Origin of the sequence: Streptomyces violaceorubidus, assembly GCF_000717995.1 — a bacterium.
GTDB lineage: Bacteria > Actinomycetota > Actinomycetes > Streptomycetales > Streptomycetaceae > Streptomyces > Streptomyces violaceorubidus.
Map to the genome: position 1 here is coordinate 41,811 of NZ_JODM01000035.1, position 13,481 is coordinate 55,291.

Below are 13,481 nucleotides of genomic sequence, written 5' to 3' on the forward strand. Positions count from 1 at the left end.
GGCGCGTCGGTGTCCTGTGTGCGGGCGGCCGTCCATCGTGGGCGGGCGGCCGGGGCCCCTTCGCGTCCTGCGCCTGCGCCGGGTGAGGGTGAGGGGGCGGCGCGAATCGGCTGCCCGGGCCCCGTACGGGCACGGGGGCAGGGACGGCTTGCGTACGCGGGGCGTGCCCCGCGCCGTCCGGCGTGCCGGGGCTGCCCCGGCGGCCGGGACCGGGAGCAGCCGCCGGAGCTTCTCGGCGCGGTGCGCGAGGCGCGGGTGTCGGCCGGGCCGCTACGGCACACCGCGTCACCGTGTGGGCCCCGTCGTCCGGACGGGGCCGGTGACGGGTCGCCTCCGCACGCGGGGCGCTGCCGGGATCCGCGTGCCGGGCCCCGCGATCCCAGTGCCGGGGCCTTGAGACCGGGATGCCGACCCCGCGATCCCAGTGCCGGGCCTTGCGATCCGGGTGCCGGCCCCGCGGTCCAAGCCGCTGCGTGAGGAGGGGCGCCGGACGCGCCCCCCCGTCCTATCCCTGGCGCGGTGCCGGCCTGAGCACGGCGAACCGGGCGCCGTACGGGTCGGCGAGGTGGGCGATGCGGCCGACGCCCTCGATGTCCGCGGCGGGCGCCCGCACCGTGCCGCCCAGCTCCGTGGTCCGGGCGACCGCGGTGTCCGCGTCGTCGACCGCGAAGTACGGCAGCCACCCGGCGTCCGTGTCCGCCGGGTCCTCGACCAGCGGGACGATGCCGCCGAACATCGCGTCCTCGCCCTCTCCGGCCGGATTGACGCAGGTGTAGCTGCCGCCGGGGAAGGAGACGGCGGAGGTCTCCAGGCCGAGCACCGCACGGTAGTACGCGGCGGCGGCAGCGATGTCCGCCGTGTGCAGCTCGACCCAGCACAGCGCGCCCGTCTCGCCGGCCACGTCGAGTCCGGCGCGCCGCGCGGGCTGCCAGAGGCCGAACGGCACCCCGGACCGGTCGGCGAGGATCGCCATCGTGCCCTGGTCCATGACGTCCGTCGGCTGCACGAGGACACCACCGTGCGCCTCCTCGGAGGCCTTGGCGGCGGCCCGGGCGTCCGGGGCCTGGAAGTACACGGTCCAGGACGGCGGGCCCTGCTCCGGCGTCGTCCCCATGCCGCCGGCCACGATCCGGCCGTCCAGCTCGAAGAAGCCGTAGCCGCCGGCCTCCGGCCCCGCAGACCGGAACCGCCAGCCGAACAGGCCGCCGTAGAAGGACGTGGCGCCGTCCAGGTCGGAGGAGCCGACGTCGAGCCAGTTCGGAGCGCCGGTGACGAAACGGGTGGTGAGCATGATCGCCCTCCTTGGAAGAGTCCCGTTGCCTGCTCTGTCGAGTCTTCCACCGACCACTGACAACCGCTTCCGCGCGCCGCCGTGCACCGCCGTGCCCGGCGGAGGACGATCCGATGGGCCGGGGGTGGCGGGCGCGCGGCGTTGATGCCGCGTTGATCGAACGTTTTTCGCCGCCCGGCACGCTGCTGCGCATGCACATCGAGACGACCGCGACGCCCGACCTCAGCTGGCAGGAGGGGGCGTTGTGCGCGCAGACCGGGGGAGACTTCTTCTTCCCCGAGCCCGGCAGCTCCGTACGGGACGCGAAGCGGATCTGCGCCCTGTGTCCGATCCGCTCGACCTGCCTGGAATTCGCGCTGAGCAACGACGAGCGCTTCGGGGTCTGGGGCGGCCTGTCGGAGAAGGAGCGGCTGGCCCTGCGACGCGCGGCGCCCTGAGCCACGCGCCCGAGTCACATCCGCGGCGCCCGCGGCAACGCACGGAGACGACGCGGCCGGGGAGGAGACGACGGGCCTCGAACGCCCCCGCCCCCGCCCCCGCGCGGCAGGAAGCGCGAGGGGGCGGGGGCGGCTGAAGGGCGTGCGGTGGCCGGGGTGCGGTCAGCCCGCCGCGCGGGCCGCCATCCGGGCCTTGCGCGCCGCCAGCTTCTCGTCGAACTTGGCGGCCTCGGCGTCCAGCCCGCCCATGTACAGCCCGAGCTCCTCCTGGGCCGCCTGCCCGTCGGGGCCCAGGCCGTCGATCTCCATGACCTTCAGGAAGCGCAGCACGGGCTGGATCACGTCGTCGTGGTGGATGCGCAGGTTGTAGACCTCGCCGATCGCCATCTGCGCTGCGGCCCGCTCGAAGCCCGGCATGCCGTGACCGGGCATCCGGAAGTTGACGACCACGTCGCGCACCGCCTGCATCGTCAGGTCGGGTGCCAGCTCGAAGGCGGCCTTGAGCAGGTTCCGGTAGAAGACCATGTGCAGGTTCTCGTCGGTCGCGATGCGGGCCAGCATGCGGTCGCAGACCGGGTCGCCGGACTGGTGGCCCGTGTTGCGGTGCGAGATGCGGGTGGCCAGCTCCTGGAAGGCCACGTAGGCCACCGAGTGCAGCATCGAGTGCCGGTTGTCCGACTCGAAGCCCTCGCTCATGTGGGCCATGCGGAACTGCTCCAGCTTGTCCGGGTCGACCGCGCGCGAGGCGAGCAGGTAGTCGCGCATCACGATGCCGTGCCGGCCCTCCTCGGCGGTCCAGCGGTGCACCCAGGTGCCCCAGGCGCCGTCGCGGCCGAAGAGGCTGGCGATCTCGTGGTGGTAGCTGGGGAGGTTGTCCTCCGTCAGGAGGTTCACCACGAGGGCGATCCGGCCGATCTCGGTGACCTTGGACTGCTCCTTCTCCCAGGCCTCGCCGTCCTCGAAGATCCCCGGGAAGTTCCGGCCGTCGCTCCACGGCACGTACTCGTGCGGCATCCAGTCCTTGGCGACCTGCAGATGCCGGTTGAGTTCCTTCTCGACCACTTCCTCCAGCGCGTACAGCAGCCGGGCGTCGGTCCATTCTGCGGAAGTGCCGAGGTGCGGGGAGACGATCGTCACGAATAACTCCAGGGGGACGTGCGACGGTACGGTGCGGCCGGCGAGCGGTGCCGGGAACCTACGGGATCGTAGGCTACGAAACCGTAGGTTACGAGAGCGTAGGTTAAACGCACTGTAAAGGTCGCTGATCAGCCACCGTCCGGCGGCATCCGCCAAGGCCCCGAGACCCGCAGGTCCGGGGCCGTACGGACCCGCGGCGCGGTGTGCTCAGGCGTAGAGCCCCCGCAGCCGGACCGAGAGGCACGTCACACAGCCCTCCAGCTTCTCGAACTCCCCGATGTCGACTAGCACCGGCTCGTGACCGAGGTCGGCGAGCAGGTCCGCCGTCTTCGGCGCGCTCGCCGCCATCAGCAGCTTGCTCCCGCCGAGCAGCACCACGTGCGCCCCCGACGGCTCCGGCACCGGCAGGAACCGGGGGAAGAGCGAGGGCGCGTCCGTCATCGGGATGTGCCCGAGCACCGTCCCGTCCGGCAGCGCGGTGACCGCCGACTTCAGGTGCAGCACCTTGCTCACGGGCACCGCGACCACCCGGGCGCCCAGCGGCTCGAACGCCGCCCGCACCTGCTGGACCCCGGCCGCGTTGGTACTCCCCCACTGCCCGAAAGGCGTGGGAGATACCCCCAACCACGGCCCACGTAGATCGTGTCGCCGATCTTCAGGACGTCGCCGCCGTCCAGGGTGCCCGGCTCCCAGACCCAGTTGACCGAGCAGCCGAGCCGGGCCACGGCCTCCTCGACGCCGGCCGTCTCCGCGCGCCGCGACTCGGCGCCGGGTCGCGTGATCAGCGCGACGTTGCGGTACATGACGACCGCGTCCTCGACGAAGACGGAGTCCGGGCAGTCGTCCGCCGGGTCCACCTCCAGCGTCTCCCAGCCGTGCTCTCCGAGCGCCTCGACATAGGCGTGCCACTGTTCGAGGGCCAGGTCGTGGTCGACCGTCTCCCGCTCGACGTGCGTCACCAGCCCCTCGGCGAGCCTGGGGCCGGGGCGGCGGACGAGGGCCTTCTTGCTGGGCACGCGGGACCTTTCGTATCAGCGTGGACCGGCGCGTGTCGGGCGCCGGGGGAGGGGCGTCGTGACGCGGCGCCGGTTCGCCATCATGCAGCGCGGACCTGTGCGGACGGAACCCCCGTCAGCCCCTCGTAGCCCTCCTGAGACGCGCCGCGGCGTGCCTTGGGAGATCACCCGGATCAGCACCCGCGGCGCCCGCGGCGCCCGCGGCGCCCGCGGCGCCCTCAGCACCCGCGGCACCGAGCGGAGGGCGGTCCTGAGGACGCTGGGCGGGATACCCGACGGCCTCCGGAGTGATCTCCCTCAGCTCTCCCTCCTCGAACAGCAGCCAGCGCGTGATGCCCAGCGACCGCAGGAACGACAGGTCGTGGCTGGCCACGATCAGCGCCCCCTCGTACCCCTCCAGCGCGCTGGTGAGCTGCCTAACGCTCGCCATGTCCAGGTTGTTGGTCGGCTCGTCCAGCATCAGCAACTGCGGCGCGGGCTCGGCCAGCATCAGCGCCGCCAGCGCCGCCCGGAAGCGCTCGCCGCCGGACAGCGTGGCCGCCTGCTGGTCGGCGCGGGCGCCCCGGAACAGGAAGCGTGCCAGCCGCGCCCGGATCCGGTTGTTGGTGGCACCCGGCGCGAACCGGGCCACGTTCTGCGCGACGCTCAGCTCGCCGTCCAGGACGTCGAGGCGCTGCGGCAGGAACCGCAGCGGCACGTGCGCCGTCGCCTCGCCCGCCACCGGCGCCAGCTCCCCGGCGACGGTGCGCAGCAGCGTGGTCTTGCCCGCGCCGTTGCGCCCCACCAGCGCGATCCGCTCGGGGCCGTGCAGATCGAGTCCGCCCCTTACCCGGGCGCCGTGGGCCAGTTCCAGGTCGCGCAGGGTGAGCACGGTCCGGCCCGGCGGTACGGCCGTGTACGGCAGGTCGACGCGGATCTCGTCGTCGTCCCGCACGGCCTCCACCGCGTCGTCCAGCCGCTCCTTGGCCTCGGCGAGCTTCTCCTCGTGCATGACGCGGTACTTGCCCGCGGACTGCTGGGCCGTGCGGGCGCGCAGCTTCATCACCGCCCGGGGCTCGCGCTTGGTGTCGTACATCTTCTGCCCGTAGCGCCTGCGCCGGGCCAGCACGACCTGGGCGTCGGCGAGTTCGCGCTTCTGTCTGCGCAGGTCCGACTCGGCGACCCGCACCATGCGCTCGGCCGCCTCCTGCTCCACGGCCAGTGCCTCCTCGTACGCCGTGAGGTTGCCGCCGTACCAGGTGACCGAGCCGGACCGCAGGTCGGCGATCTGGTCGACGCGGTCCAGCAGCTCGCGGTCGTGGCTGACCACGACCAGCACCCCCGGCCAGGACTCGACGGCCGCGTACAGCCGCCCGCGGGCGTACACGTCGAGGTTGTTGGTGGGCTCGTCCAGGAGCAGGACGTCGGGCCTGCGCAGCAGCAGCGCGGCCAGCCGCAGCAGTACCGACTCCCCGCCCGAGACCTCCCCGACGGTGCGGTCGAGGCCGATGTGGCCCAGGCCCAGTTCGCCGAGCGTGGCGAGGGCGCGTTCCTCGACGTCCCAGTCGTCGCCGACGGTCTCGAAGTGCGCCTCGCCCACGTCACCCGCCTCGATGGCGTGCAGCGCCGCCCGCCGTTTGTCGATGCCGAGGGCCTCGTCGACCCGCAGCGCGGTGTCCAGCGTGACGTTCTGCGGCAGGTAACCGACCTCGCCGGACACGCGGACGGTGCCGTCGGCCGGCGTGAGCCGCCCGGCGATCAGTTTCAACAGGGTCGACTTGCCGGCTCCGTTGACGCCGACGAGCCCGGTCCTGCCGGGGCCGAAGGCGACGTCGAGTCCTTCGAAGACGGCGGTGCCGTCGGGCCAGGCGAAGGACAGGGAGGTGCAGGTGAGGGAAGCGGGGGAAGATGACATAGGGGTCTCCGCGGTTGCTCGAAGCGGTCAGGGGCAAACGCGTATCGAGACACCGGAAGCGGGCGGCCGACGTCGGACCGGGGGGGAGGGCACGAAGAAGCCCTGCTCCGTCAGGAGGCCGGGACGGCTGGGACGGCTGGGACGTCGAGGTCGCACGCGGCGTCCACACGTGGCATGCGTGTGAAGCGGTGTCTCAGGACCTCAGACGAGCAACGTCCTTCTCCAATCGGCGGCAACAGAAGCGAGGACGAACCTAGACAAGACCCGTTGGCCCGTCAACGCATTTACGCGGAACCCGAGGAGGCCCCGTGCCCAACGGCTCGCTCTCACTGCCGGCCCGGCTCTGCCTGCTGGCCTGGGACCCCGAGGGGTCCACCGCCGCCGACACCGCCCGGGCCCACCACCTGGTGCGCGCCGGTGCGCTCACCGAACTGGCCCAGCGCGGTCTGCTCGTCGACGACGACGGCATCGCCACCCCCGCCGACCTGGACTCCCGCACCGGGGACGCCGCCCTCGACGGGCTGCTGGAGCTCGTGCGCGAGTCGCTGCCCCACCGGTGGCGCGCCTGGGTGCGGCTGCACGCCCGGGTCACCTTCGACGCCGTGCGGGAGCAGCTGGTGGCCGAGGGGTACCTGCGCGCCGAGAAGAAGCGCGTACTCGGCGTGTTCCCGTCCGTGGAGTACGCGCTCGCGCGGGCCGCCGCGGCGCGGGCGCTGCGCGAGGAGGCGCACGACGTCCTTCGGGGGCCGCGGCCGGCCGGTGAGGTCGCCGAGCGGAACGCGGCCCTGGCCGTGCTGTCGGCCGCCGCCGGACTGGGCCTTCCCTCGGACCCGGTGGGCGGGGTGCGCGGACGGGACCGGATCGCGGCGCTGACCCGGCGGTGCGCGAGTGCGGCACCCGGCATGCGGCAGGTCGTGCGTGAGGTGTGGGACGCGGTGGGCGACGAGGGCGCACGGGCACCGGCGTCCGCGCGCGGCTGAGCGCCGTCCGCCACCGCGGGAGCCGGGAGAGGGTCAGCAGCTCCCGCGCATCAGCTCCGCCAGGTCGTGGTCCAGGTCCAGCTGGAGGTGCTCCAGCCCCACCGGCACCAGCTCGCCGGCGGCGTGCAGGAACCGGCGCAGCTCGCCCGAGCGGACGTGGACCACGGCGGTGCCCTCGGGCGCGTGGAACTCCAGGACGGTGCGGTCGTACCCGTACGGGCGGACCCGGACGTCCCCGTGGCCGTTCGGCTCCCGCATCCCGGCGATGAGCAGCTCGCGGGAGAAGGTCCAGCAGACCTCCACGCCCTCCAGGGTGGCCGGGGCCGGGAAGGTCATGCGGACGGCGAACGGGTCGGCGCGGTCGTAGTGCAGGGTGGCGGGAATGCTCGGCATACGCGGCGCGGCGGCGACGAGACGCGCCTCGACGGGCTGCTCGATGACGGTGGACAACGCCTTGCTCCCTCGTGACGGCTGGACGGGCTTGCGCGGGTGGTGCGGGCCGGGCACTGGAAGAGACGTCGGAATCAGCCCATCCGTGCACACGACGAGCGAGTGACCTCTGTCACCGCGTTCATGCCCGGGAGCGCCCACGAGTGACACGCCTCTCCTCCCGTGCCCCGAGGGGCATGTGCGGCACACCCGCACCACCCGGGTGAGCGGTCGCGGCCCTCTGGACGGCGCGCGGGCCGTGGGCTAGCTTCGCCCGCCATGAGGCGCTTGGGAAGCACGCGACGCACGGTACGGTCCCTTCGAGCCGGCGGCGGGCGCCCGGGACGGGTGGCGCTCGCCGGTGCGGTCTGCGCGGCGGCGCTGGCCGCGCTGACCGCCGTACCCGCCCAGGCGCACCAGCGGCCGCAGTGGGACGTGAAGGACACCGGGGTCTGGGACGTCCGCTTCCGGGGGCTGGCCGCCGTCAGCCGGCACACCGCCTGGGTGGCCGGCAGCGGCGGCACGGTCCTGCGCACCACCGACGGCGGCGACACCTGGCGCGACGTCTCCCCCTCCGGCGCCGGTGCGCTGGAGTTCCGGGACATCGAGGCCTTCGACGCCCGCCGGGCCGTGGCCCTGTCCATCGGCGAGGGCGAGGCGTCCCGCGTCTACCGCACCGACGACGGCGGGGCGAGCTGGACCGAGTCCTTCCGCAACACCGACGCGCGGGCCTTCTACGACTGCCTCACCTTCTTCGACCGCCGTCACGGCCTTGCCATGAGCGACCCGGTGGACGGGCGGTTCCGCATCCTGTCGACCAGCGACGGCGGCCGCTCCTGGAAGGTGCTGCCCGACGCGGGGATGCCCGCCGCGCAGGACGGGGAGGCCGGGTTCGCGGCCAGTGGCCAGTGCCTGGTCTCCGCCGGGCCGAGGGACGTGTGGCTGGCCACCGGCGGGGCCGCACGCGCGCGGGTGCTGCACTCCGCCGACCGGGGGCTCACCTGGACGGCCACCGACGCGCCGGTCCCGGCGGGCGACCCCGCCCGCGGCGTCTTCGCCCTCGCCTTCCGCGACCGCGCCCACGGCCTCGCCGCCGGCGGCGACTACCGCCCCGAGCAGCCCTCCCCGCGGGCCGCCGCCCGGACCACCGACGCCGGCCGCACCTGGCGCCCCGCCGACCGGCCCCCGCCCGCCTACCGCTCCGGCGTCGCCTGGCTCCCGCACAGCCGCACCGCCGCCCTCGCCGTCGGCCCCACCGGCACCGACCTCACCACGGACGGCGGCCACACCTGGCGCTCCGTCGACACCGGGTCCTACGACACCGTGGACTGCACCCCGGACCTGGGCTGTTGGGCGGCCGGCGAGCAGGGCCGGGTCGCCCGGCTGGAGCGCTGACGCCGGGCGGGCAGGGGTGTTTGTCCGTAACGTGGGTAACCGTTCGCCGAACCTGAAGGGAAGTGAGCGGACATGCCGAGCGGTTCCAGCCCCAAGCGGGAGCGGCAGTACGAGCACATCAAGAAGAGCGCGAAGGACCGCGGCGAGAGCACCGGCCGCGCCAAGGAGATCGCGGCGCGGACGGTGAACAAGGAGCGCGCGCAGTCCGGCGAGTCGAAGACCGCCAGCCGCACCTCGACGCAGGACAAGTCGCCGAGCAAGCGCGGCGGCCAGCGGTCCGGGAACCGGCAGGGGCCCCAGGGACCCACCTACGACCAGCTGTACCAGGAGGCCAAGCGCCGTGACGTGCACGGCCGTTCGAGCATGAACAAGGGCGAGCTGCGCCAGGCGCTGGGCAAGTGAGCCGCGGCCAGGGGGTGTCGTTGGGATCTGGCCGGCTCCGGGCGACGGTGCCTTGCTGCCGACCCGAGCGGGGTCTGGTGCGTGCAGCTGCAAGGCGGAGGAGGGCGACAGGGCGGAGCCCTGGCAACCGACGACAACGCCGCAGATGTGCGTGCCAGACCCCGCGACCCGGCAAGATCCAAACGACACCCCCTAACCTTCGAGCGTCTCCCGGTAGCGCTCCAGCGCGGGCGCCGTCTTCGTGGCGACGAACTCGGTGACGCGGTACGCGCACACCCCCGCCCTGACGAACGGGTCGCCCGCGGTGATCTCCTCGATCCGCGCACGGTCCCCCGCGACGGCGAGGATCACGCCGCCGTCGCGGGGCTCCTTGCGCCCGGACGCCAGGAAGACGCCCTGCTCGTAGAGTCCGTCGAGCCAGGCCACGTGCTCCGCCAGCAGGGCGTCCACGGCTTCCAGCGGCGCGGTGTAGGACAGCTCCAGTACGAACATGATCGCGAGCCTACTCCCGGCCCCGCTAGGCTTGCGGCCACCATGACGACCGCGCCCGTGCCGATCCCCGCCGACTGGCCCACGACCGAGGAGCGGGCCCGCGCGGTCCAGGACGCACTGCGCGCACGCGTGGTGCTCGACGAGCCCGGACCCCCGCCCGGCACCGGCCGGGTCACCGGCGTGGACGTGGCCTACGACGACGCACGCGACGTCGTCGCGGCGGCGGCCGTCGTGCTGGACGCCGGGACCCTCGCCGTCGTCGCCGAGGCCACGGCCGTCGGCCGGATCTCCTTCCCCTACGTGCCCGGCCTGCTCGCCTTCCGGGAGATCCCGACCGTGCTCGCCGCCCTGGAGGCGCTGCCCTGCCCGCCCGGCCTGGTCGTGTGCGACGGGTACGGCCTGGCCCACCCGCGCCGCTTCGGCCTCGCGAGCCACCTGGGCGTCCTCACCGGCCTGCCCACGATCGGCGTGGCCAAGAACCCGTTCACCTTCACGTACGACGACCCGGACGCCCCGCGCGGCAGTACGTCACCGCTGCTCGCCGGCGCGGAGGAGGTCGGGCGTGCGGTGCGCACCCGTGATGCCGTGAAGCCGGTCTTCGTCTCGGTCGGGCACCGGGTGGGCCTGGGCAACGCCTGCGCCCACACCCTGGCCCTGACGCCCGCCTACCGGCTGCCGGAGACCACCCGCAGGGCCGACGCCCTGTGCCGCGCGGCCCTGCGGGACGCCGCCTACCCGGTCTGATCCGCGATGCTCCAGCGCCCCACCTCCTGGTACGCCGAGTCGTGGATCGGCGAGCCGTCGCCGGGCCGCAGCGCGTAGTGCTTGAGGTTGCCGCCCCAGTACCGCAGGATCCGCTGCAACTCGCCCGTGGGGTCCTCGGCGAGAGCGCCCTCGTCCATGGTGACTTCGAGAAGGAACTTCATGCCTTCAAGGGTTTCATGGAACTGCGTGTCGGCACTCCGCCGCGCAGGATGCCCGGTCGCGCGGAAGGGCGCCGGAAGGCGCCGCGTGGGCCGTGACGGGCGCTCAGGCGGATCTGAGTATCCGTACGGATGGGCCGCCGGCCGGGGCCCCGGCAGGGTGGATGCATGACGACACACCGTGCACCCAAGGACTCGGCCGAGCCCGGCCGCCCCGTCGAGCGGGCCGTGGTCGCCGGACTGGTGCTGGCGGTGGGCGCGGGGCTGGCCTGGATCGGCGGGATGCTCTACACGATCGTCGGGTGGTCCGGCTAGGGCGCTGCCGCCGGACTGCCGGACTGCCGGACCGCCGGACCGCTGGACCGCCGGACGCCTCTGCGAGCGGTCCGTCAGCGGGTCGCGGCCACCCGGAAGCCGATGCCCGCCGCCCGCAGCCGCTCGGTGAGCGCGTCGCCCATCGCCACGGCTGTCGTGACCTGCCCGGACGTCGGCGGCAGGGCGTCGAGGGCGAGGCAGAGCGCCGCCTCGGCGAACATCTTGGCCGTCTCGTCGTACCCGGGATCGCCGCCCGCGACCTCGGTGAACACCGTCCGGCCACCGCCCTCGCCGACGAAGCGGACCGAGAACCAGCTCTTCGCCCGCCGTTCGGCGCTCGGTCCCTCGCCCGGCGCGAGCAGCCCGGACAGCCGGCGCCGCGCGGGCGGCACCTGGGCGGCCGCCACCAGCGCGCCCACGGCCGCCACCCCGCCCACCGCGACGGGCAGCCGTCGCACGGCCGCGTAGTGGCGGTAGCGGAAGTCCGGTCCGTAGCGGTCCAGGGCCTTCGCCGACCGGCGCACGATCTGCGCGTCCACGGTCGGCAGCGGCAGCGCCCACGCCCCCACCTCCCGGGCGAACCGCGGAGTCCCGGTGGGCGTCACCACGCGGCGGCCCACCAGACGCGGCTCGTGCCGCCTGCGTTCCAACGCGGCGGCCCGCAGCGCGCGCCCGCGCGCGAACTGGCCCAGCGCGGAGGCGAGCGTGCCGCCGGAGAACGTGGCACCGACCCGCACGAAGCCGTCCACCGTCAGCGGCACCCCCTCCGGCAGCTGCCGCACGGTGAAGTACACGCCGAGGTCGTGCGGGACGGAGTCGAAGCCGCAGGCGTGCACCAGGCGGGCGCCGGTCTCCCGCGCGCGGGCGTCGTGCCGGACGTACGCCAGGTCCACGAACTCGGGCTCCCCGGTCAGGTCGAGGTAGTCCGTGCCGGCGTCCGCGCACGCGGCGACCAGCGCGTCGCCGTGGCGGACGTAGGGGCCGACGGTCGTGGCCACCACGCGCGCGTGCCCGGCGAGTTCGCGCAGCGAGGCCGGGTCGGACACGTCCGCGAGCAGTACGCCGATGTCGGCGGCGGTGTCGGCCGCGGCGGTCAGCCGGTCGCGCAGGCGGAGCAGCTTCTCCTCGCCGCGGCCGGCGATCGCCCAGCGCAGCCCGTCCGGCGCGTGTGCGGCGAGGTACTCCGCCGTCAACTGGCCGACGAAGCCCGTCGCCCCGAACAGCACGATGTCGTACGGCCGGTCGGCCGCTTTCAGCCTGCTCATGACATCCCTTCGTCACCCGTCGGCAACCCCTGGGTCCGCAGCACGCGCCGTTGCCGGTGGCTGAGGCTAGCGTGAGGATCGCGGGGCCCGGAGAGGAGCCTGCACCATACTTGGCTAAGCGCTTGCTCGTCCGGGTCTTGTGCCCAGTGGAACACGTTCTTAGCATCACTGGTGTTACATCGGTTGTGTCACAGAGCTGGGGGCTGGATGTCGGAAGCGAAGACGCCGACGCGGACGCCGGGCACCGACGGCCCGCTCGCCGGTGTGCGCGTGGTCGAACTGGCCGGCATCGGACCCGGACCCTTCGCCGCCATGCTCCTGGCCGACCTGGGCGCCGACGTCGTGCGCGTCGACCGTCCCGGCGGGCCCGGCCTCGGTATCGACCCCGCCCACGACGTCACCAACCGCAACAAGCGCTCCGTGGTCGTCGACCTCAAGGCGCCGGACGGCCCGGCCCGCGTCCTCGACCTCGCCGAACACGCCGACGTCCTGATCGAGGGCTACCGCCCCGGCGTCGCCGAACGCCTCGGCGTCGGCCCCGGGGACTGCCACGCCCGCAACCCGGCGCTCGTCTACGGCCGCATGACCGGCTGGGGCCAGGACGGCCCACTCGCCCGGCGCGCCGGGCACGACATCGGGTACATCGCGCTCACCGGCACCCTGGGCATGATCGGCGCCCCCGACGCGCCCCCGGCCGTGCCCGCCAACCTCCTCGGCGACTACGCGGGCGGCTCCCTCTACCTGGTCGTCGGCGTCCTCGCCGCGCTGCACCACGCGCGGGAGACCGGCACCGGGCAGGTCGTGGACGCCGCCATCGTCGACGGCACCGCCCACCTCTCCGCGATGATCCACGGCATGCTGGCCGCCGGGGGCTGGCAGGACCGGCGCGGCGCCAACCTCCTCGACGGCGGCTGCCCCTTCTACGGCACCTACGAGACCGCCGACGGCCGGTACATGGCGGTCGGCGCCCTGGAGCCGCGGTTCTACGCCGAGTTCACGCGGCTGCTCGGCATCCCCGACCTGGCACCGGCCCGCGACGACCCGGCCCGCTGGCCCGAGCTGCGCGCGGCCGTCGCCGCCCGGTTCAGATCCCGGACCCGCGACGAGTGGACGGCGGTCTTCGAGGACTCCGACGCCTGCACGGCTCCCGTCCTGTCGCTGCGCGAGGCCCCGCACCACCCGCACCTCGCCGCCCGCTCCACCTTCACCGACCACGACGGCCTCACCCAGCCGGCCCCCGCGCCCCGCTTCTCCGCGACCCCCACCGCCGTCCGCACCGGGCCCGCCCTGCCCGGCGCCGACACCGAGGCCGTGGTCCGCGACTGGGGGCTGCCCCCCGGCTGGGCCCCGCCCCCGGCCCCCCTCCCGAACCCCGCACTCCACAACCCTCAGTGAAAGGCCCGCCAGTGAGCACCGAAGCGTACGTGTACGACGCGATCCGCACCCCGCGCGGACGCGGCAAGGCGAACGGCGCCCTGCACGGCACGAAGCCGATCGACCTGGTG

At 74.2% G+C, this 13,481-nt stretch carries 14 protein-coding genes and 1 pseudogene; 7 read left to right on the plus strand and 8 right to left on the minus strand.

What is annotated here, in order from left to right; translation table 11 throughout:
* Positions 1-505: 505 nt before the first annotated feature.
* Positions 506-1,291, minus strand: coding sequence for a VOC family protein (locus IE94_RS0130025; protein WP_030190462.1), 786 nt, complete (start codon positions 1,289-1,291; stop codon positions 506-508).
* 191 nt (positions 1,292-1,482) lie between these two features.
* On the opposite strand from IE94_RS0130025, the gene IE94_RS0130030 reads away from it, so the two are divergent.
* Positions 1,483-1,728, plus strand: coding sequence for a WhiB family transcriptional regulator (locus IE94_RS0130030; RefSeq protein WP_051777744.1), 246 nt, complete (start codon positions 1,483-1,485; stop codon positions 1,726-1,728).
* A 162-nt stretch (positions 1,729-1,890) separates the two neighbouring features.
* On the opposite strand, the gene IE94_RS0130035 is transcribed toward IE94_RS0130030, so the two are convergent.
* The 3 genes and pseudogenes from IE94_RS0130035 to IE94_RS0130045 all read right to left on the minus strand — a co-directional run bounded on the left by IE94_RS0130035 (position 1,891) and on the right by IE94_RS0130045 (position 5,775).
* Entirely contained in the window at positions 1,891-2,865 is a 975-nt protein-coding gene (locus tag IE94_RS0130035) for an acyl-ACP desaturase (RefSeq protein WP_030190467.1), read from the minus strand.
* Positions 2,866-3,072: 207 nt separating this feature from the next.
* Positions 3,073-3,881 (minus strand): annotated as a pseudogene (gene ddaH / locus IE94_RS36235) (dimethylargininase).
* 115 nt (positions 3,882-3,996) lie between these two features.
* Entirely contained in the window at positions 3,997-5,775 is a 1,779-nt protein-coding gene (locus IE94_RS0130045; RefSeq protein ID WP_280922736.1) for an ABC-F family ATP-binding cassette domain-containing protein, read from the minus strand.
* A 308-nt stretch (positions 5,776-6,083) separates the two neighbouring features.
* Here IE94_RS0130045 and IE94_RS0130050 point away from each other — a divergent pair, with 308 nt between their 5' ends.
* Complete coding sequence (locus IE94_RS0130050; RefSeq protein ID WP_030190473.1) at positions 6,084-6,755, plus strand: GOLPH3/VPS74 family protein; 672 nt, start codon at positions 6,084-6,086, stop codon at positions 6,753-6,755.
* Between the two features lie 33 nt (positions 6,756-6,788).
* Here IE94_RS0130050 and ssgD read toward each other — a convergent pair whose 3' ends face one another.
* Positions 6,789-7,205 (minus strand): spore wall synthesis regulator SsgD, encoded by a 417-nt coding sequence (gene ssgD / locus IE94_RS0130055; RefSeq protein ID WP_030190476.1) that lies wholly within the window; start codon positions 7,203-7,205, stop codon positions 6,789-6,791.
* A 327-nt stretch (positions 7,206-7,532) separates the two neighbouring features.
* On the opposite strand from ssgD, the gene IE94_RS0130060 reads away from it, so the two are divergent.
* Positions 7,533-8,579: a WD40/YVTN/BNR-like repeat-containing protein gene (locus IE94_RS0130060; RefSeq protein WP_030190478.1), complete on the plus strand. Its 1,047-nt coding sequence runs from the start codon at positions 7,533-7,535 to the stop codon at positions 8,577-8,579.
* Between the two features lie 72 nt (positions 8,580-8,651).
* The gene (locus IE94_RS0130065) at positions 8,652-8,981 is read left to right on the plus strand and encodes a hypothetical protein (protein WP_030190480.1); all 330 of its coding nucleotides are present in this window, start codon (positions 8,652-8,654) and stop codon (positions 8,979-8,981) included.
* A gap of 192 nt (positions 8,982-9,173) precedes the next feature.
* Here the strand turns inward: IE94_RS0130065 and IE94_RS0130070 are convergent, their stop codons facing one another.
* Entirely contained in the window at positions 9,174-9,473 is a 300-nt protein-coding gene (locus IE94_RS0130070; protein ID WP_030190482.1) for a YciI family protein, read from the minus strand.
* Positions 9,474-9,515: 42 nt separating this feature from the next.
* Between IE94_RS0130070 and IE94_RS0130075 the strand changes: the two genes are divergently transcribed.
* On the plus strand, positions 9,516-10,217 hold the full coding sequence (locus tag IE94_RS0130075) for an endonuclease V (RefSeq protein WP_030190483.1): 702 nt from the start codon (positions 9,516-9,518) through the stop codon (positions 10,215-10,217).
* Here IE94_RS0130075 and IE94_RS0130080 read toward each other — a convergent pair.
* Positions 10,205-10,399, minus strand: coding sequence for a hypothetical protein (locus IE94_RS0130080; RefSeq protein WP_030190486.1), 195 nt, complete (start codon positions 10,397-10,399; stop codon positions 10,205-10,207). The two genes, IE94_RS0130075 and IE94_RS0130080, sit on opposite strands and share 13 nt — an antisense overlap.
* A gap of 165 nt (positions 10,400-10,564) precedes the next feature.
* Here IE94_RS0130080 and mmpA point away from each other — a divergent pair, with 165 nt between their 5' ends.
* Positions 10,565-10,711: a morphogenic membrane protein MmpA gene (gene mmpA / locus IE94_RS39570; protein WP_037923924.1), complete on the plus strand. Its 147-nt coding sequence runs from the start codon at positions 10,565-10,567 to the stop codon at positions 10,709-10,711.
* 74 nt (positions 10,712-10,785) lie between these two features.
* Here mmpA and IE94_RS0130090 read toward each other — a convergent pair whose 3' ends face one another.
* Positions 10,786-11,976: a saccharopine dehydrogenase family protein gene (locus IE94_RS0130090; RefSeq protein WP_030190489.1), complete on the minus strand. Its 1,191-nt coding sequence runs from the start codon at positions 11,974-11,976 to the stop codon at positions 10,786-10,788.
* A 207-nt stretch (positions 11,977-12,183) separates the two neighbouring features.
* Here IE94_RS0130090 and IE94_RS0130095 point away from each other — a divergent pair, with 207 nt between their 5' ends.
* On the plus strand, positions 12,184-13,371 hold the full coding sequence (locus tag IE94_RS0130095) for a CaiB/BaiF CoA transferase family protein (protein ID WP_030190491.1): 1,188 nt from the start codon (positions 12,184-12,186) through the stop codon (positions 13,369-13,371).
* Positions 13,372-13,481: the final 110 nt, after the last annotated feature.

Excerpts from the sequence above, each read along its gene's own strand:
- mmpA (WP_037923924.1), top strand. The coding sequence starts at position 10,565 with ATGACGACACACCGTGCACCCAAGGACTCGGCCGAGCCCGGCCGCCCC.
- IE94_RS0130075 (WP_030190483.1), top strand. The coding sequence starts at position 9,516 with ATGACGACCGCGCCCGTGCCGATCCCCGCCGACTGGCCCACGACCGAG.
- IE94_RS0130070 (WP_030190482.1), bottom strand. The coding sequence starts at position 9,473 with ATGTTCGTACTGGAGCTGTCCTACACCGCGCCGCTGGAAGCCGTGGAC.
- IE94_RS0130080 (WP_030190486.1), bottom strand. The coding sequence starts at position 10,399 with ATGAAGTTCCTTCTCGAAGTCACCATGGACGAGGGCGCTCTCGCCGAG.
- IE94_RS0130030 (WP_051777744.1), top strand. The coding sequence starts at position 1,483 with ATGCACATCGAGACGACCGCGACGCCCGACCTCAGCTGGCAGGAGGGG.
- IE94_RS0130025 (WP_030190462.1), bottom strand. The coding sequence starts at position 1,291 with ATGCTCACCACCCGTTTCGTCACCGGCGCTCCGAACTGGCTCGACGTC.
- IE94_RS0130095 (WP_030190491.1), top strand. The coding sequence starts at position 12,184 with ATGTCGGAAGCGAAGACGCCGACGCGGACGCCGGGCACCGACGGCCCG.
- IE94_RS0130065 (WP_030190480.1), top strand. The coding sequence starts at position 8,652 with ATGCCGAGCGGTTCCAGCCCCAAGCGGGAGCGGCAGTACGAGCACATC.
- IE94_RS0130090 (WP_030190489.1), bottom strand. The coding sequence starts at position 11,976 with ATGAGCAGGCTGAAAGCGGCCGACCGGCCGTACGACATCGTGCTGTTC.
- IE94_RS0130045 (WP_280922736.1), bottom strand. The coding sequence starts at position 5,775 with ATGTCATCTTCCCCCGCTTCCCTCACCTGCACCTCCCTGTCCTTCGCC.